Origin of the sequence: Leclercia sp. UBA5076 (genome assembly GCF_002416465.1) — a bacterium.
Taxonomy (GTDB): Bacteria; Pseudomonadota; Gammaproteobacteria; order Enterobacterales; family Enterobacteriaceae; genus Enterobacter.
In genome coordinates, this window is the sequence record NZ_DIAO01000008.1 from 24,958 (window position 1) to 42,659 (window position 17,702).

The window sequence follows — 17,702 nt, forward strand, 5'->3', positions numbered from 1 at the left end:
CTAAACCGCACGCTGGCCTGACCCGGCGTGCTGTGCTATACATATAGTATGTTGTAACTAATGTGGTGTGCTATGGCAACTTACGATCTTATCGAACGCTTAAACTCAACCTTTCGCCAGATGGAGCACGAGCTGGCGCAGTTAACCCCCGAACTCCAGGCCTGTCGCCTGCTAGCCGGGCGCGTCTTCTCCCTGCCGGACGTCGCCAAAGGCGCCGAACACGATCCGCTCAACGCCATTACGGTGAAGCAGCACCTCGGCCAGGAGGCGCTGACGATGGCGCTGCAACACTATCGTCACCTCTTTATCCAGCAGCAATCCGAGAATCGCAGCAGCAAGGCCGCCGTGCGCCTGCCGGGGGTGATCTGCCTGCAGAGCGACGCCGCGCACCGGGAACAAATCACCGCCCGCATTGCGACTATTAATGCCTTAAAGGCGGAATTTGAAAAAATCGTCACCGAGGAGTCAGGTCTGGCCCCCGCCGCCCGTTTTGAGTGGGTGCATCACCAACTGCCGGGTTTGATCACCCTCAACGCCTATCGCACGTTAACGGTGATTAACCATCCCGCCACCCTGCGCTTCGGCTGGGCCAATAAGCACATCATCAAAAATTTCACCCGCGATGAGGTGCTGGCGATGCTGGAGAAAAGCCTCAAGTCGCCGCGCGCCGTAGCGCCCTGGTCACGGGATCAGTGGGTGGAGCGGCTGGAGGCAGAATATACGGCCATTCACTCTCTGCCTGCAGAGGCGCGGCTGAAGATCAAGCGGCCGGTAAAAGTGCAGCCAATCGCCCGCGTCTGGTATGCCGGGCAGCAAAAGCAGGTGCAATACGCCTGCCCGACGCCGCTGATCGCCCTTTACGATGCCGATCAGGGGGCGGTGATACCCGATATTGGTGAGCTGCTCAATTACGATGCGGATAACGTTCAGCACCGTTATAAGCCGCAGGCACAGCCGCTGCGCTTGATTATCCCGCGGCTGCACCTCTACGTGGCGGAGTAACTATTTCAGGCTGCCGACCATCTCTTCCGGGCGGACCCAGCTGTCGAACTCGGCCTCGGTGAGATACCCCAGCGCCAGGGCGGAGGCTTTCAGGGTCAGCCCCTCCTTGTGCGCTTTTTTGGCGATTTCCGCCGCCTTGTCATAGCCGATATGGGTATTGAGCGCCGTCACCAGCATTAACGACTCGTTGAGCAGCTGGCTGATGCGCTCGCGATTCGGCTCAATGCCTACCGCGCAGTGCTCGTTAAAGCTCTCCATCCCGTCCGCCAGCAGACGCACCGACTGGAGGAAGTTATGGATCACCATCGGACGGTAGACGTTCAGCTCAAAGTTGCCCGAGGCCCCGCCCATGTTCACCGCCACGTCATTGCCCATCACCTGACAGCAGAGCATGGTCATGGCTTCGCACTGGGTCGGGTTGACTTTACCCGGCATGATGGAGCTGCCCGGCTCGTTCTCCGGGATGCTGATTTCGCCGATGCCGCAGCGCGGCCCGGAAGCCAGCCAGCGCACGTCGTTGGCGATTTTCATCAGCGAGGCCGCCAGCCCTTTCAGCGCCCCGTGGGCATGCACCAGCGCATCACAGGTCGCCAGCGCCTCGAACTTGTTCGGCGCGGTGACAAACGGCTGTCCGGTGATGTTTGCCAGCTCTTCAGCCACCCGTACCGCGTATTCCGGATGGGTATTGAGCCCGGTGCCCACTGCGGTGCCACCCAGCGCCAGCTCCGCCAGGTGCGGCAGGCTGTGTTCGATATGGCGCAGGTTGTGGTCAAGCATCGCCACCCAGCCGGAGATCTCCTGGCCCAGGGTCAGGGGCGTGGCGTCCTGCAGATGGGTACGACCAATTTTGACGATATCGGCAAAGGCCAGGGCTTTGTCATTGAGGGTCTGCTTCAGCACGTTCAGCTGCGGGATGAGCTGTTCGCGCAGGGCGATGAGCGCCGCCACATGCATCGCCGTCGGGAAGACATCGTTGGAGCTCTGGCTTTTGTTGACGTCGTCGTTGGGATGGATCTTGCGCTCCATGCCGCGCACCCCGCCGAGCAGTTCGCTGCCGCGGTTCGCCAGTACCTCGTTCATGTTCATGTTGCTCTGGGTACCGGAGCCGGTCTGCCAGATGGCGAGCGGGAATTCATCGGGATGTTTCCCCGCCAGCACTTCATCGGCGGCGGCGATAATGGCGTTAGCTTTCTCCCCGGAGAGCAGGCCTAAATCCTGGTTGACCTTCGCCGCGGCGCGTTTGGTCAGCGCCAGGGCCTGGATCAACGAGACCGGCATCTTTTCAGTGGAGATACGGAAATGTTCCAGTGAACGCTGGGTTTGTGCGCCCCAGAGTTTGTCCTCAGGAACGTCGATGGCACCCATCGAATCTTTCTCACTGCGTGAGGTGGTCATACTTTCTCCTTGATAACACTGAAGTGGATTGCTCACAGCTCAAAGAAACAAGTATTGATGAGATAAGAAAAAGGGTATGGCGCTTTGTGCGCTCTTTTTTGCCGGGCTTTGCCGGGTGGCGCTGCGCCACCCGGCAGGGTTTTCAAACTACTTCACACAGGCCGAACACTGGGAGGACTGGATCTGTTTGAAGAAGTCGTTGCCTTTGTCATCCACGAGGATAAACGCCGGGAAGTCTTCCACTTCGATTTTCCAGATCGCTTCCATACCCAGCTCCGGGTACTCCACGCACTCGAGGCTCTTGATGCTGCCCTGCGCCAGTACCGCGGCCGGGCCGCCGATGCTGCCGAGGTAGAAGCCGCCGTGCTTGTGGCAGGCGTCCGTCACCTGCTGGCTGCGGTTGCCCTTCGCCAGCATGATCATGCTGCCGCCGTTGGCCTGGAGCTGATCGACGTAGGAGTCCATACGCCCGGCAGTGGTTGGCCCTAAGGAGCCGGAGGCATAGCCGGTCGGGGTTTTTGCCGGGCCCGCATAGTAGATCGGGTGATCTTTAATGTACTGCGGCAGCCCTTCGCCATTATCCAGACGCTCTTTCAGCTTCGCGTGGGCGATATCGCGGCCCACGATAATGGTGCCGTTCAGCGACAGACGGGTGGAGACCGGGTATTGAGAAAGCTGGGCCAGGATCTCACTCATCGGACGGTTCAGGTCAACGCGTACCGCCTCGCCCTCGCCCGCTTTCCGCAGCGCTTCCGGAATGTACTTACCTGGGTTGTTTTCCAGTTTCTCAATCCAGATGCCGTCGCGGTTAATCTTAGCTTTAATGTTGCGGTCCGCCGAACAGGAGACGCCCATCCCCACCGGGCAGGACGCGCCGTGGCGCGGCAGACGGATCACGCGGATGTCGTGGGCGAAATATTTGCCGCCAAACTGGGCGCCAAGGCCGAGGTTCTGGGCTTCCACCAGCAATTCCTGCTCAAGCTGGACGTCGCGGAACGCCTGGCCGTGCTCGTTACCTTCGGTCGGCAGATTGTCGTAGTATTTGGTCGAGGCCAGCTTGACGGTTTTGAGGGTGCTTTCCGCCGAGGTGCCACCGATCACAAAGGCGATGTGGTACGGCGGACACGCCGCGGTGCCGAGAGTACGCATCTTCTCCACCAGGTAGTTTTTCAGCTTGCCCGGCGTGAGCAGCGCTTTGGTCTCCTGATAGAGATACGTTTTGTTCGCTGAACCGCCGCCTTTGGCGATGCAGAGGAATTTGTATTCGTCGCCATCCACGCTGTAGAGGTCAATTTGCGCCGGCAGGTTGGTGCCGGTATTGACCTCTTTATACATATCCAGCGGGGCGTTTTGTGAATAGCGCAGGTTGTCTTCGATATAGGTGTTATACACGCCGTGCGCCAGGGCCGCTTCGTCGCCGCCACCGGTCCAGACACGCTGGCCTTTTTTACCCATGATGATGGCGGTGCCGGTGTCCTGACAGGTCGGCAGAATGCCTTTTGCCGCGATATCGGAGTTACGCAGGAACTGCAGGGCGACGTACTTGTCGTTCTCGCTGGCCTGCGGGTCGCTGAGGATATCGGCCACCTGCTGCTGATGTGCCGGGCGAAGCATGAACGAGGCATCGTGGAACGCCTGTTGCGCCAGTAAGGTCAGGGCCTGCGGGTCAACTTTCAGGATCTCCTGTCCTTCAAATTCAGAGACAGAAACGTGGTCGCGGGTTAACAGGTAATATTCGGTCTGATCCTTGGCCAGCGGGAAAGGATCCTGGTAATGGAAGGGTTTATTCGACATTGATCTCTCACTTACTGCTTCGGTCTGTTTATTTAGAGCAGATGTTCCGCTGCCCTGCTTAAAAGCGAGTCAGCCTATCCTACACAATTTTTTAACAAAAACTGAGACTAGTACGACTTTTTCCGCGCGCAGGTTACATCCGCCCGGTTTATTGCTTTAATACGGGCAGATAATTCCACATATGAAACAGGGCTTGATAATGCAAAAACTCATCAACTCAGTGCAGCACTACGCCTGGGGAAGTAAAACTGCGTTAACGGATCTCTACGGTATCGCCAACCCGGACAATCTGCCGATGGCAGAGTTGTGGATGGGGGCACACCCGAAGAGCAGCTCAAAAATTACCGATGCCCAGGGCGAACATTCCCTGCGTGACGTTATCGAGGGTGATAAAGCCACGCTGTTGGGCAGCGCCGTCGCCGAACGCTTTGGCGAACTCCCTTTCCTCTTCAAGGTACTTTGCGCCGATCAGCCGCTCTCCATTCAGGTTCACCCGAACAAGCAGGCCTCCGAAGCGGGTTTTGCGAAAGAGAACGCAGCAGGCATTCCGCTGGACGCCGCCGAGCGTAACTATAAAGATCCGAACCACAAACCGGAACTGGTCTTTGCCCTGACGCCGTTCCTGGCGATGAACGCCTTCCGCGAGTTCTCCGAGATCGTTTCGCTGCTGCAGCCGGTTGCCGGGGCGCACAGCGCCATTGCCCACTTCCTCGAGCAACCGGATGCCGATCGCCTGAGCCACCTCTTCGCCAGCCTGCTGAATATGCAGGGGGACGAAAAATCCCGTGCGCTGGCGGTACTTAAAGCGGCCCTGAACAGCCAGCAGGGTGAGCCGTGGGAGACCATCCGCGTCATTTCAGAATTTTACCCGGACGACAGCGGCCTCTTCTCCCCGCTGCTGCTGAACGTGGTGAAACTGGAGCCGGGCGAAGCGATGTTCCTGTTTGCCGAAACGCCGCATGCCTACCTGCAAGGGGTGGCGCTGGAGGTAATGGCTAACTCCGATAACGTACTTCGTGCGGGACTGACGCCGAAATACATCGACATCCCTGAACTGGTGGCCAACGTCAAATTCGTCGCGAAACCGGCGGCTGAGCTGCTCACCCAGCCGGTGAAAAACGGCGCAGAGCTGGACTTCCCCATCCCGGTGGAGGATTTTGCGTTTTCCCTGCACGATCTCAGCAGCGAAGAGACCCGTATTGCCCAGCAGAGCGCGGCTATTCTCTTCTGCGTTGAGGGTGAAGCGGTACTGAGCAAGGGCGAGGAGCGCCTGGTGCTGAAGCCTGGTGAGTCGGCCTTTATTGCCGCGAATGATTCCCCGGTTAGCGTCAGCGGCGTCGGGCGTCTGGCGCGGGTATTCAACAAGCTCCAGTGACTTGCTGAATTTTTTAACAATTTTTGCTAAGCTATTGCTAACCTTATGACCTCACCGGGCGGTTTTCACCGCTCGGTTTCATTTTATGGATAATCACGATGAAAAAATCGGTTATAGCTGCAGGCGTTATTGTTGCATTAGGGCTGGTCTGGACTGGCGCGGCCTGGTACACCGGGAAACAGTTGGAGAGCCGTCTGGGCGAGATGGTGGCCCAGGCGAACAGTGAACTTAAGCGTACCGCGCCGGAAGCCGGGCTGGAGCTGAGCTATCAGGATTATCAGCGCGGCGTGTTTAGCAGCCATCTGCAGATGGTCGTTAAGCCGGTAGCAGGAACCACTAATCCGTGGCTGCAACCGGGACAAAGCCTGGTGCTGAACGAAGATGTCGACCACGGTCCGTTCCCGCTGGCCCAGCTGAAATCCTTCAACCTCATCCCCTCTATGGCCTCGGTCAAATCGACCCTGGTCAATAACGAAGCCTCTAAGCCGCTGTTCGATCTGGCGAAGAATGAGTCACCTTTTGAGGTCAATACGCGCATCAGCTATGCCGGTGATACCCGTTCCGATATCGCCCTGAAAGCCCTGAATTACGAGAATGGCGACGAGCAGGTAGCGTTCAGCGGCGGTAACTTCCAGCTTGATGCCGATCGCGACGGCAAAAACGTCTCGCTCAAAGGTGAAGCGGCAAGCGGCCGGGTCAACGCGGTGAACGAGTACGATCAGAAAGTCCAGCTGACCTTCAATAACCTGAACATTGATGGCAACAGCCGTCTGACCAGTTTTGACGAGCGCATCGGCGATCAGAAACTGACCCTCGAAAAAATGGCTATCGCCATTGAAGGCAAAGAGATGGCGGTGCTGGAAGGCACAGATCTGAAAGCCACCGCGGATCTCTCCAAAGATGGCAAGAGCATCAACAGCCAGCTGGATTACAACCTGAAGAGCCTGAAAGTGCAGAATCAGGATCTGGGTACCGGCAAGCTGACCCTGAAGATCGGCAATATTGACGGTCAGGCATGGCACCAGTTCAGCCAGCAGTATCGCGCTCAAAGCCAGGCCCTGCTGGCGGATAAAGAGCTGATGACCAACAATCCGGCGCTCTATCAGCAGAAAGCGGCGGAAGCCTTCTTCGGTAATCTGCCGATCCTGCTCAAAGGCGAGCCGGTGGTCACTATCGCGCCGCTGAGCTGGAAAAACAGCAAAGGCGAAACCAACTTCAACCTGTCGTTGTTCATGAAGGATCCCGCCACCGCCACCGGTGAAGCGCAGACCCTGGCGCAGGAAGTGGATCGCAGCGTGAAATCGCTGGAGAGCAAGCTGACCATCCCGATGGACATGGCGACCGAGTTCATGACCCAGATTGCGAAGCTGGAAGGGTATAACGAAGATGACGCCGGCAAGCTGGCCAGCCAGCAGGTGAAAGGCCTGGCGGCGATGGGACAGATGTTCCGCATCACCACCGTGGAAGATAACGTGATCGGCACCAGCCTGCAGTACAGCAATGGTCAGGTGACCCTGAATGGCCAGAAGATGCCGCTGGAGGAGTTCGTCGGCATGTTTGGCGTACCGGCGCTGAACCTGGCGGTACCGGATGAACCTGCGGCTCCGCCAGCACCGGCTGCTCCGCCAGCGCCTGCGGTTCCTCAGCAGTAAACAGCAAAACCCCTCTGCGGAGGGGTTTTTTATTGCCAGTCATCCTTTCCAGCCGGTCAGGAAATCCATCAGCAGGGCGTTCACTTTCTCCGGTTGCTCTTCCTGGGGCAGATGCCCGCACTCTTCAATACCATACGCCCTCAGATCGTCCGCCATTTCCGCCCAGACGCTCTGCATATCGAACAGCTTGCCGACAGCGTGAAAATCATTGCCCCACAGCGACATCACCGGGCAGGCAATTTTGATCTCCGCGTCCGCCAGATCTTGCGCCACATCCTCTGCATTGGCGCGATAATCGGCCATCGCCCCCCGCACGGCACCGGGTGCCTGATAGGCCCGGACGTAGGTATCAAACGCCTCGCCGCTGATGGTAGAAGGATCGTAAGTCCAGTCCGAGAAGAAGTGGCGTAGCCAGATATGCTCCCGTCCGGCAATCAGGGCTTCCGGCAGATCGGGCACCAGGTGGAACAGAAAGAACCAGTACGCCCGGGCAATAGAGGCGTTCAAATCCCGCGCCACGATACGCGTCGGGACATTATCCATCACCACCAGACGATCCACCCGTTCCGGATAATCTTTCGCAAAGCGGGTGGCGACACGCGCGCCGCGGTCGTGCCCCACTAGCACCACTTTCTTCAGGCCCAGGGCATTCATCAGTTCCAGGATATCCCGCGCCATAGTGCGTTTATCGTAGCCGGAGGCCGGCTTATCCGTTTCTCCATACCCGCGCAAGTCCGGAGCAATCACCCGGTAGTGCTTCGACAGAACCGGAATTTGATAGCGCCAGGCATAGTTCGTTTCCGGAAAGCCATGGAGCAGGATCACCGGCGCCCCTTCCCCCTCTTCAACCACAAAATGACGGATACCATTCGCTGTTACGGTGTAACTTTTCATTGCGATCGCCTCGTCTTATTTCAGCAATGGCACGTCGGCCGCACGTTGATACGGGCCGTAAATCGCCGGGTTCCAGTTGTAACCCTGAGCGTTGGCGGTAATGTGCCCGATGCCCGGGAACGCCAGGTGCGCTGCCGCCAGCCATTCGCCCTCTTTTGCCAGGGCGTTGAACTCTTGCCCACGTGATGAGGTGGCTTTTTTCGCATCCACGTCAAAGCGAATCGACACTTCCTGGTGCGGGAACTGCACCGCAGGGGCGTGGATCAGGTCGCCGATAAAGTTGATGCCTTTCCCCTCAGAGGCAAAACGATAGACCGTGCTGCCGGGCGTATGGCCGGGAGCGTAGGCCGTCTGGACTTCAGGGATCGGCGAGGCGGGCGGCACGAAGGTTTTCAGGCGTCCCGCCGCTTTATAGGAGGCCAGAGCGTGTTGGGCGATAGCGAAATACTCTTTTGCATTGGCGGGGGCGCTGGCCTCTTTCGCCGGATCCAGCCAGTAGTCAGCTTCCGCCTGCGGCACGTAAACCGTGGCATTAGGGAATAGCGCCTTACCCGCGGCATCGCTCAGGCCGCAGACGTGGTCCAGGTGGAGGTGGGTCAGGAAGAGGGTATCAACCTGCTCAGGACGATACCCGGAGGCTTGCATGTTGGGAATTAATTGCCCTGCGGTTTGCGGCACGCAGTGGCCCGCGCCGCTGTCTATCATCACCAGATGTTTTCCGGTATTCACCAGAAAGGCGTTAAAGGAGGTGGGCATGCGCTCGGCATCAATCTTATGCTGCGCCAGCAGGTCGCGAATTTTGTCGGCCGAGAGCCCTTTTAACAGCGACGGCGAGAGATCGTTGTAGCCATCAAAAAGCGCCGTCACCTCATATTGCCCCACCGCCAGGCGATAGTAACCCGGCACCTGCTGTTTAATCTGCGCGGGTGCGTCAGCCCAAACGGATCCTGCCAAAAACAGGCCGCTGAGCGCTAAAACCGTTGTCCTCTTTTTCATCTTCACTCCGAATTCACTCTTTATCAGGATGTGGAGTGACTATGGCGCTATAACGCTAATTAGTGTAGATATGTAATTTGATAGGCCAGTACAACGAGAATCGAGATAATGAAACTGGAAGATGTGGAAGTATTCGTGGAAGCCATCAAAGCGGGAAGTCTCGCGGGTGCCGCGCGTCGGCTCTCTATGAGCGCCATGGCGGCGTCGCGATGCCTGAATAATCTGGAAGCGGAGCTGGGGGTCCGGCTGGTACACCGCACCACGCGCTCCCTTTCACCCACCAGCGACGGCACCATCTTTTTACCCCATGCCCAGGCGCTGCTGGAAGATAAGACCAACGCCCTGGCCGACCTTTTTCCTGATGGCGCCTCCCTTTCCGGGCGGCTTCGCATCACCGCCTCGGCGGCGTTTGGCCGTAAAATCATCGCCCCGATGCTGCCCGACTTTATGCGCCAGCATCCCGCCCTGCAGGTCGATTTACTCGCCACCGATGAGCAGGTTGATATTGTCGGCAGAGGAATAGACGTGGCGTTACGTATCGCCCCGCTGCGGGACAACCGTCTGGTGGCGCATCGCCTCTGTGATAACCCCCGAGACCTCTGCGCCAGCGCAGCGTATCTGACGGAGCATGGCTATCCAAAAACGCTCAGCGATCTTGCGGCGCACAGCTGCTTAACCACCTCTGATACCACCCACTGGACGTTCGACCAGGGGGGACAGCGAAGCAAACAGAAAGTATCGGGGCGGTTTTCGGCGAATTCTATCGAGGCGATCTTTGAGGCCTGCCTGGGCGGCATGGGCATTGCCAACCTGTCCCGCTGGTACCTTGAGCCCGCCTTTGCACAAGGCCTGGTGGAGCGGATCGCGCTGGAGGATGCCAGGCCGGAAGCGCTGGCTGTCTGGGCCGTTTACCCGACGTCGCGGTTGATTCCGGTTAAGGTGCGCAAGTTTGTCGAGGCTCTGGAGGCGCGGCTGGAACGTAACCCGCTCACGCCGCATGGATAATGTTATTTCACCGTCACCAGGCGGGCCGACACAATCTGATGCCCCGCCTGCACGTCGGCTTTATCGATCCGCTGCATAATTCTCTCGGCCAGGGTATAGCCCATTTCCCGCGCCGGGGTGGTGGCCCAGACAATCGGTAGATCGTCCAGCGCGTTCTCTGACACATCCGCAAAGGCGCCCAGCGCCACCTGATGACCAAAGAAGGTTTCAACCCCACCTTCCCCGCTCTGGCGCCCGGCACGGATTAAGCCGAACCAGGCGCCCATGGCGATAACGTCGTTATAGCAAATCACGGCGCTGATGGTGGGGCTGGCGCGCAGCAAGCTACCGATCGCCTCCGCCGCCTGCTTGTGGCGGGATTCACACTCCACCACCCACTCGCTGTGGAACGGCAGGCCATATTTGATCAGCGTCGCGCAGTAGCCACCCACCCGTTCGGCGCGCGTCAGGGAGGAGCTTTTACCGCCCAGCCAGGCAATTCGCTGATGGCCGCGGCGAATAAGATGTTCGGTCAGCATTTGTGCTGCCTGCATGTTGTCCGGGCGCAGGGTATCCGCTTCGTCGAGATAGCTGGCGCGGGAGGCAAACACCAGCGGAACCCCTTTGGCTGCCGCCCGCTCGCACAGCTCATTGCTTACCCCGGAGGCCCCGGCAACGATCACCCCATCCACCCCCTGCGTCAGCAGCATATCGAGGCGCTGGAGCAGCTGATCCGCTTCCCGGCCGCCATGGAGTAAAAATACCATCCTCCCCTGGGCTTCCAGCGCCTCCGTCAGGCCCGCCGTCAGTTCGGCATAGAACGGCGACGTCAGGTCGCGGACGATCAGGCCAATCACCCCGCTTTGCCCACCCCTCAGCGCCGATGCCTGGCGGTTGCGAACGAACCCCAGTTGCTCCACCGCCTCGTTGACGCGCTGGCCCGTCGCAGGGGAGATGCGCCCTTTCCCGCTCAGAACCAGTGAAACCGTGCTCACAGAGACACCCGCCGCCAGCGCAACGTCGTTGATAGTAATTTTTTTCGCTACAGCCATGTGTGGGGTGTCTCCCTGATAATGAGATCGGTAAAACGTTTTATCAATACGTTATCTTTATACCCTCTGCCAAAGCCTGAGAATGTGATTTAGCGCGCACTAAACTTTGATAAAACGTTTTATCTTCTCGCAGCACTGAGGCAGGTAAATCTATTTTAACAATAAAGGAGTCGTTTTATGACGGCGAAAGCAGCACAAAAAATCTCGCTGTGGGAGTTTTTCCAGCAACTGGGTAAAACTTTTATGCTGCCCGTGGCACTGCTCTCCTTCTGTGGGATCATGCTGGGCATCGGCAGCTCGCTCAGCAGTAACGATGTCATTACCCTGATCCCTTTTCTGGGCAACCCGGTCTTGCAGGCAATTTTTATCTGGATGAGTAAGGTCGGCTCCTTCGCCTTTAGCTTCCTGCCAGTGATGTTCTGTATCGCCATTCCGCTGGGCCTGGCCCGCGAAAACAAAGGCGTGGCGGCATTTTCCGGGTTTGTGGGGTACGCGGTGATGAATCTGGCGGTCAACTTCTGGCTGACTACGAAGGGGATCCTGCCCACTACCGACGCGGCGGTGCTCAAAGCCAATAACATCCAGAGCGTACTGGGGATCCAGTCGATCGACACCGGGATCCTCGGCGCGGTGATCGCAGGGGTGATCATCTGGCTGCTGCATGAGCGTTTTCACAATATCCGCCTGCCGGATGCGCTGGCCTTCTTCGGCGGTACGCGCTTTGTGCCGATTATTACCACCGTCGCCATGGGCCTGTTTGGCCTGGTGATCCCGCTGGTGTGGCCGATTTTCGCCCTGGGTATTACCGGTATCGGGCATATCATCAACAGCGCGGGCGATTTTGGCCCGATGATTTTCGGCACCGGTGAGCGTCTGCTGCTGCCTTTCGGCTTACAACATATCCTGGTGGCGCTGATCCGCTTCACCGAAGCCGGTGGCACCATGGAGGTCTGCGGCCACTCGGTAAGCGGCGCACTGACCATCTTCCAGGCGCAGTTAAGCTGCCCGACCACCCACGGCTTCTCGGAGAGTGCCACCCGCTTCCTCTCCCAGGGGAAAATGCCAGCCTTCCTCGGCGGCCTGCCGGGTGCGGCGCTGGCGATGTACCACTGCGCCCGTCCGGAAAACCGTCATAAGATTAAGGGCCTGTTGATCTCCGGCGTTATCGCCTGCGTGGTCGGCGGTACCACTGAACCGATCGAGTTCCTGTTCCTGTTCGTGGCACCGGTACTGTACCTTATTCACGCCGTGCTGACCGGCCTGGGCTTTACCACCATGGCGGTGCTGGGTGTCACCATCGGTAATACCGACGGCAACGTGATTGACTTTGTGGTGTTCGGCATTCTGCACGGCCTGTCGACCAAGTGGTATCTGGTTCCGGTGGTGGCCGCGATCTGGTTTGCGGTTTACTACGGCATCTTCCGCTTCGCCATCACCCGCTTTAACCTGAAAACGCCGGGTCGCGATATTGAGAGCGCGGCGAGCGTGGAGCAGGCAGTGGCGGGCGTAACTGGCAAATCCGGCTACAATACGCCGGCGATCCTCGCGGCGCTGGGCGGTGCGGATAACATCACCTCTCTGGACAACTGCATTACCCGTCTGCGCCTGTCGGTGGCAGATATGTCCAAAGTGGACACCAACGCCCTGAAGGCCAATCGCGCCATCGGCGTGGTTCAGCTCAACCAGCACAATTTGCAGGTGGTCATCGGCCCGCAGGTGCAGTCGGTGAAAGATGAGCTGGCGACCCTGATGCGAACAGTAGAAGCCTGATGCCCCAGCCCCCTCCCCAGGAGGGGGTTCTCTTTTAAGGAGACGTTATGTTTGATTTTTCTGCCGTCGTGGATCGTCACGGCACCTGGTGTACCCAATGGGACTATGTTGCCGACCGCTTCGGCGCCGCCGATCTGCTGCCGTTTACTATCTCGGACATGGATTTTGCCACTGCCCCCTGCATCATCGAGGCTCTGCAAGCTCGCATCAGCCACGGAGTGTTTGGCTACAGCCGCTGGAAAAACGACGAGTTCCTTGGGGCGGTAGGGCACTGGTTCCGGCAGCGCTTCAACAGCTCCATCGATACCAGCGCCATCGTCTATGGCCCCTCGGTGATCTATATGGTGTCGGAGCTGATTCGCCAGTGGTCCAACGCAGGGGACGGGGTGGTGATCCACACCCCGGCCTACGACGCGTTTTACAATGCCATTGCGGGCAATAACCGTCAGGTGGTGCCTGTTGGCCTGCATAAGACGGCGGCGGGCTGGCAGTGCGATATGGCCGAACTGGAAGCGGTATTGGCACAGCCGCAGAACACCATTTTATTGCTCTGCAGCCCGCACAACCCGACGGGCAAGGTCTGGACCCGGGACGAGTTAGCGACCATGGCTGAACTTTCTGCGCGTCACGGCGTGGCGGTGGTAAGCGATGAAATTCATATGGATATGGTCTGGGGCAACCATCAGCATATCCCCTGGTGCGAAGTGGCGCAGGGAAAATGGGCGCTTCTCACCTCCGGCTCCAAGAGCTTTAATATTCCTGCTCTTACCGGCGCATACGGTTTGATCGGTGATGAAGCCAGCCGCATGGACTATTTGCAGGCGCTAAAGGGGCGCGACGGCCTCTCTTCGCCCTCGGTGCTGGCGCTGGTGGCGCATATTGCCGCCTACCAACAGGGTGAAGCCTGGCTGGATGCGCTGCGCAGTTATCTGGAGGCCAACCTGCACTATGTAGCCGACAGGCTCAATGGTGCCTTTCCGGCGTTAAACTGGCAACCGCCAGAGGCGACCTATCTGGCGTGGATCGATCTACGACCGCTAAATATCGACGACCGGAAGCTGCAAAAGGTGCTGATTGAGCAGCAAAAAGTGGCGATTATGCCGGGATATACCTATGGCGAAGAGGGTAACGGTTTTATCCGCCTCAATGCCGGTTGCCCGCGCAGTAAACTGGAGCAAGGGGTGGAACGACTGATTGCCGGGATTCACGCCCTGCGGTAATAGCGTTGCGCAATGGATATTTACCTTGCGCAAATAGCTTTTTGCTCCGTTTTATTTTTATAATATGTCGCACTTTACCTAATAAAGAGTGCGACCATGATTGATACCACCCTCCCGCTAACTGACGTTCATCGCCACCTTGATGGCAACATCCGTGCCCAGACCATTCTGGATCTTGGTCGCCAGTATAATTTGGCTCTGCCCGCACAAAACCTTGAGTCGCTGATCCCGCATGTGCAGGTAACAGAAAACGAACCGGATCTGGTGAGCTTTTTAAGCAAACTCGACTGGGGGGTAAAAGTCCTCGCCTCGCTGGAAGCCTGCCGTCGCGTTGCCTTCGAGAATATTGAGGACGCCGCGCGCAACGGTCTGCATTACGTAGAACTGCGTTTCTCGCCGGGCTATATGGCCATGTCCCACAACCTGCCGGTTGACGGTGTGGTAGAGGCGGTGATCGCTGGCGTTCGCGAAGGCTGTAAAGCCTTTGATGTTGAAGCCCGCCTGATTGGGATCATGAGCCGTACCTTTGGCGAAGCCGCCTGCCTTCAGGAACTCGAAGCCCTGCTGGCTCACCGCGAACATATCACTGCGGTCGATCTGGCGGGCGACGAGCTGGGCTTCCCGGGCAGTCTGTTCCTCTCCCACTTCAATCGCGCCCGCGACGCAGGCTGGCACATCACCGTCCATGCCGGTGAAGCGGCAGGCCCGGAGAGCATCTGGCAGGCGATCCGCGAGCTGGGCGCCGAGCGTATTGGTCATGGGGTGAAGGCGGTGGAAGACCGCGCCCTGATGGACTTCCTGGCGGCGCAACGCATCGGAATCGAATCCTGTCTGACCTCCAATATTCAGACCAGTACCGTGGCGACGCTGGCGCACCACCCGCTGAAAACTTTCCTTGAGCATGGCGTGATAGCGTCGCTGAATACTGACGATCCGGCGGTTCAGGGGGTCGATATTATTCACGAATACACGGTGGCCGCCCCGCAGGCCGGGCTGAGCCGCGAGCAGATTCGCCAGGCGCAGATCAATGGTCTGGAGATGGCATTCTTAACATCTGCCGAGAAGCAGGCGCTGCGCGACAAGGTCGCACGCGGGTAAGAAAAAGCCCGGCATTGCCGGGCTTTGTTTTCAGGCCAGACAGAGGGTCGCGCGATGTTTCGCGGACTCGATACCCAGCTCAATCAGTTCCATAATCTGAATCGCCTGGCTTGCCGGGACCGGGTTTTCACCCTGGCCGTTCAGCGCATCGCGAATACCGGCATAATAGGCCGGGTAGTTGCCCGGCAGAGTCAGCCAGGTCTCTTCCACACGCTCTTCCCCTTCCACGCGGGTCAGCACGCCGTCACGCATGTCATAGCCCCAGTCTTCCTGCGGCAGGCGCTCCCCGTTTTTCAGACGTTCTTCCTGCGGATCGAGACCGAACTTCACATAGCTGCCGCGGGAGCCATGCACGATGTAACGTGCAGATTCCGCCGCCGCCATCATCGTGCCATGCAGTACCACGCGACGCTGCGGATAGCTCAACACCGCATGGAAGTAGTCCGTGGCCTGCGCGCCAGGGCGCAGCTGGGCCAGATCGACGTTCAGGCTCACCGGCAGACCAAACAGGTTAACGGCCTGGTCAAGCAGATGCGGGGCCAGATCGTACCAGATGCCGCTGCCCGGACCCGCCAGCTCACGCCAGCGATTACGCACCTGCGGACGGAAGCGGTCGAAATGTGATTCGAAGAATGCCACTTCCCCCAGAGAGCCGTCGGCAATGAGGGCTTTAACGGTGAGGAAGTCGCTGTCCCAGCGGCGGTTGTGGAAGACGGAGAGCAGTTTACCCAGGCTTTTTGCCAGCGCGTCCAGTTCGCGAGCCTGTGACAGTGTCACGGTAAAGGGTTTATCCACCACCACATGCTTGCCCGCTTCAAGGGCCGCTTTCGCCAGCGGGAAATGGGTGTCGTTTGGTGTCGGGATAACAATCAGGTCGATATTGGGATCGTTAAACAGATGCTTCGGCTCAGAAACCACCGGCACGGTTGGCCAGTCGGCATGAACTTTCGTCGCATCGCTGCTGGAAATGGCTGCCAGCGCCATCCCCGGGGTGCCATCAATCAGCGGGGCATGAAATGTTTTACTCGCATAACCATAACCTATTAATCCAACACGGATTTTGTCGCTCATGAAATCGCCTCTCATCTTTTGACCTGCATATTTCACACTATCTCCTCTCCCGTCACAATAGATTAATCTGGCGTACCTTGCCCTATAGCAACAGAAGCAATCAGTAATTTCTGATTAACATTTATAACTCGCTGAATACAATCGCAAAACATCCTTGTAAAGCGCTTGCCCGAAGGCATATCGCACTGTAAAATTCTGGATCTGTATTTATGGATAAAACATCACCAAGAATCATGACGACAATAATTAATCGAATTATCGAGTTAGCGGGATGGATCGTGCTGGGCGTGTCGGTGATACTGCTCGCCGTTGCCAGTCATATTGATAACTACCAGCCACCCGAGCCGGTAAATACCCTCAATCAAGCCAAGCCTCATACGCTCACCAAAAATAGTGACATATGATGTCAGTTGCTTATTGCCAGCCGTCATGAACAGCGTTACCTTCTTCGCCAGGCGTCGGCCGACGCCTGATTTCATCAATCAAGAAAACTCTTATTTTTGCCGGTGCGCTTTGGCAAACCGTTTACGTCTTATTTGAACCGTTTATTATTCGACCTAATTACTCCTTTGGCATTACTCACTCATATGGAAAATTATTAAAATGACAGTTCAGGACTATTTATTAAAATTTCGCAAAATTAATTCCCTTGAAAGTCTGGAAAAGCTCTTTGACCATCTGAACTACACCCTGAGTGACAATCAGGACATTATCAGCATGTACCGCGCCGCTGACCATCGCCGCGCTGAGCTGGTTTCTGGTGGACGCCTGTTCAACATTGGCGAAGTGCCTAAGTCGGTGTGGCGTTACGTGCTCTAAAAGGGTACTCATTGCCCGGAAATGTTATATACTCTCGCCCCTGCTAATTTGCAGTTCGCGCTTTTCGCTGACTATCGGGAGAGAACATGACCACAACGGCTGGAGAAAAAATTGGCGGCTGGTTACTTGCTCCGCTCGCCTGGCTGCTGGTTGCATTATTAAGTGCGTCGCTGGCACTGGTACTTTATTCCACTGCATTAATTACGCCGCACGCGCTTAAAACGCTGGGCGCGCAAAATACCTCTGCTATCGTCATGTGGTTTATTTCTTTCGCCTTTGCGATTGCCATGTGGTACTACACGCTGTGGCTGACCATCGCGTTTTTTAAACGCCGCCGGAGCGTGCCTAAGCACTATATTATCTGGCTGCTGGTCTCTGTCTTGCTGGCCGTGAAAGCCTTCGCCTTTTCGCCGGTTTCCGATGCGCTGGCAGTGCGTCAACTCCTCTTCCCACTGCTGGTGACCGCGCTTTTCGTGCCGTACTTTAAGCGCTCGGCCCGCGTAAAGAACACCTTTGTGAACCCGTAATAACCTTACAGTTAACCTGTTGTCGCCTGCGCCGGTTTATCCGATAATAGGCG

General features: G+C 57.6%; 16 protein-coding genes. 10 read left to right on the forward strand and 6 right to left on the reverse strand.

Annotation, left to right across the window (positions count from 1 at the left end; all coding sequences use genetic code 11):
- Window positions 1–72 precede the first annotated feature (72 nt).
- Window positions 73–1,002, forward strand: coding sequence for a DNA replication terminus site-binding protein (gene tus, locus B3X29_RS07470; protein ID WP_156654402.1), 930 nt, complete (start codon window positions 73–75; stop codon window positions 1,000–1,002).
- Here tus and fumC read toward each other — a convergent pair whose 3' ends face one another.
- Both fumC and fumA read right to left on the reverse strand, forming a co-directional pair.
- Complete coding sequence (fumC, locus tag B3X29_RS07475) at window positions 1,003–2,397, reverse strand: class II fumarate hydratase (RefSeq protein WP_156654401.1); 1,395 nt, start codon at window positions 2,395–2,397, stop codon at window positions 1,003–1,005.
- A gap of 147 nt (window positions 2,398–2,544) precedes the next feature.
- Window positions 2,545–4,191, reverse strand: coding sequence for a class I fumarate hydratase FumA (gene fumA / locus B3X29_RS07480; protein ID WP_103179401.1), 1,647 nt, complete (start codon window positions 4,189–4,191; stop codon window positions 2,545–2,547).
- 199 nt (window positions 4,192–4,390) lie between these two features.
- On the opposite strand from fumA, the gene manA reads away from it, so the two are divergent.
- Entirely contained in the window at window positions 4,391–5,566 is a 1,176-nt protein-coding gene (gene manA, locus B3X29_RS07485; protein ID WP_159339018.1) for a mannose-6-phosphate isomerase, read from the forward strand.
- 98 nt (window positions 5,567–5,664) lie between these two features.
- On the forward strand, window positions 5,665–7,218 hold the full coding sequence (locus B3X29_RS07490; protein ID WP_103179399.1) for a YdgA family protein: 1,554 nt from the start codon (window positions 5,665–5,667) through the stop codon (window positions 7,216–7,218).
- Between the two features lie 39 nt (window positions 7,219–7,257).
- On the opposite strand, the gene B3X29_RS07495 is transcribed toward B3X29_RS07490, so the two are convergent.
- The gene (locus tag B3X29_RS07495; protein ID WP_290517664.1) at window positions 7,258–8,112 is read right to left on the reverse strand and encodes an alpha/beta fold hydrolase; all 855 of its coding nucleotides are present in this window, start codon (window positions 8,110–8,112) and stop codon (window positions 7,258–7,260) included.
- Between the two features lie 15 nt (window positions 8,113–8,127).
- Window positions 8,128–9,066 carry an MBL fold metallo-hydrolase gene (locus tag B3X29_RS07500; RefSeq protein ID WP_236560441.1) on the reverse strand — a complete coding sequence of 313 codons (939 nt, stop codon included), beginning with the start codon at window positions 9,064–9,066 and terminating at the stop codon, window positions 8,128–8,130.
- 150 nt (window positions 9,067–9,216) lie between these two features.
- Between B3X29_RS07500 and B3X29_RS07505 the strand changes: the two genes are divergently transcribed.
- Complete coding sequence (locus B3X29_RS07505) at window positions 9,217–10,113, forward strand: LysR family transcriptional regulator (RefSeq protein WP_103179396.1); 897 nt, start codon at window positions 9,217–9,219, stop codon at window positions 10,111–10,113.
- A gap of 2 nt (window positions 10,114–10,115) precedes the next feature.
- Here the strand turns inward: B3X29_RS07505 and B3X29_RS07510 are convergent, their stop codons facing one another.
- Entirely contained in the window at window positions 10,116–11,144 is a 1,029-nt protein-coding gene (locus B3X29_RS07510) for a Mal regulon transcriptional regulator MalI (protein ID WP_103179395.1), read from the reverse strand.
- A gap of 177 nt (window positions 11,145–11,321) precedes the next feature.
- On the opposite strand from B3X29_RS07510, the gene malX reads away from it, so the two are divergent.
- From malX to add, 3 genes are all read left to right on the forward strand, one after another.
- Entirely contained in the window at window positions 11,322–12,914 is a 1,593-nt protein-coding gene (gene malX / locus B3X29_RS07515; protein WP_159339022.1) for a maltose/glucose-specific PTS transporter subunit IIBC, read from the forward strand.
- A gap of 47 nt (window positions 12,915–12,961) precedes the next feature.
- A complete protein-coding gene (locus B3X29_RS07520) occupies window positions 12,962–14,134 on the forward strand; it encodes a MalY/PatB family protein (RefSeq protein ID WP_263950898.1) in 1,173 nt (390 codons plus the stop codon).
- Window positions 14,135–14,230: 96 nt separating this feature from the next.
- Window positions 14,231–15,232, forward strand: a complete 1,002-nt coding sequence (gene add, locus B3X29_RS07525; protein WP_159339027.1) for an adenosine deaminase — start codon at window positions 14,231–14,233, stop codon at window positions 15,230–15,232.
- A 30-nt stretch (window positions 15,233–15,262) separates the two neighbouring features.
- Here the strand turns inward: add and B3X29_RS07530 are convergent, their stop codons facing one another.
- Entirely contained in the window at window positions 15,263–16,303 is a 1,041-nt protein-coding gene (locus tag B3X29_RS07530) for an oxidoreductase (RefSeq protein ID WP_156654393.1), read from the reverse strand.
- A gap of 233 nt (window positions 16,304–16,536) precedes the next feature.
- Here B3X29_RS07530 and blr point away from each other — a divergent pair, with 233 nt between their 5' ends.
- From blr to B3X29_RS07545, 3 genes are all read left to right on the forward strand, one after another.
- A complete protein-coding gene (gene blr / locus B3X29_RS07535) occupies window positions 16,537–16,707 on the forward strand; it encodes a division septum protein Blr (RefSeq protein ID WP_168192053.1) in 171 nt (56 codons plus the stop codon).
- Between the two features lie 199 nt (window positions 16,708–16,906).
- Window positions 16,907–17,122: a transcription modulator YdgT gene (gene ydgT / locus B3X29_RS07540; RefSeq protein ID WP_103179389.1), complete on the forward strand. Its 216-nt coding sequence runs from the start codon at window positions 16,907–16,909 to the stop codon at window positions 17,120–17,122.
- Window positions 17,123–17,208: 86 nt separating this feature from the next.
- Window positions 17,209–17,649, forward strand: coding sequence for a DUF2569 domain-containing protein (locus tag B3X29_RS07545; protein WP_103179388.1), 441 nt, complete (start codon window positions 17,209–17,211; stop codon window positions 17,647–17,649).
- Window positions 17,650–17,702: the final 53 nt, after the last annotated feature.

Bases quoted from the DNA above. Each gene is read 5' to 3' on its own strand.
- tus (WP_156654402.1), top strand. From the start codon at position 73: ATGGCAACTTACGATCTTATCGAACGCTTAAACTCAACCTTTCGCCAG.
- fumC (WP_156654401.1), bottom strand. From the start codon at position 2,397: ATGACCACCTCACGCAGTGAGAAAGATTCGATGGGTGCCATCGACGTT.
- fumA (WP_103179401.1), bottom strand. From the start codon at position 4,191: ATGTCGAATAAACCCTTCCATTACCAGGATCCTTTCCCGCTGGCCAAG.
- manA (WP_159339018.1), top strand. From the start codon at position 4,391: ATGCAAAAACTCATCAACTCAGTGCAGCACTACGCCTGGGGAAGTAAA.
- B3X29_RS07490 (WP_103179399.1), top strand. From the start codon at position 5,665: ATGAAAAAATCGGTTATAGCTGCAGGCGTTATTGTTGCATTAGGGCTG.
- B3X29_RS07495 (WP_290517664.1), bottom strand. From the start codon at position 8,112: ATGAAAAGTTACACCGTAACAGCGAATGGTATCCGTCATTTTGTGGTT.
- B3X29_RS07505 (WP_103179396.1), top strand. From the start codon at position 9,217: ATGAAACTGGAAGATGTGGAAGTATTCGTGGAAGCCATCAAAGCGGGA.
- B3X29_RS07510 (WP_103179395.1), bottom strand. From the start codon at position 11,144: ATGGCTGTAGCGAAAAAAATTACTATCAACGACGTTGCGCTGGCGGCG.
- malX (WP_159339022.1), top strand. From the start codon at position 11,322: ATGACGGCGAAAGCAGCACAAAAAATCTCGCTGTGGGAGTTTTTCCAG.
- B3X29_RS07520 (WP_263950898.1), top strand. From the start codon at position 12,962: ATGTTTGATTTTTCTGCCGTCGTGGATCGTCACGGCACCTGGTGTACC.
- add (WP_159339027.1), top strand. From the start codon at position 14,231: ATGATTGATACCACCCTCCCGCTAACTGACGTTCATCGCCACCTTGAT.
- B3X29_RS07530 (WP_156654393.1), bottom strand. From the start codon at position 16,303: ATGAGCGACAAAATCCGTGTTGGATTAATAGGTTATGGTTATGCGAGT.
- blr (WP_168192053.1), top strand. From the start codon at position 16,537: ATGACGACAATAATTAATCGAATTATCGAGTTAGCGGGATGGATCGTG.
- ydgT (WP_103179389.1), top strand. From the start codon at position 16,907: ATGACAGTTCAGGACTATTTATTAAAATTTCGCAAAATTAATTCCCTT.
- B3X29_RS07545 (WP_103179388.1), top strand. From the start codon at position 17,209: ATGACCACAACGGCTGGAGAAAAAATTGGCGGCTGGTTACTTGCTCCG.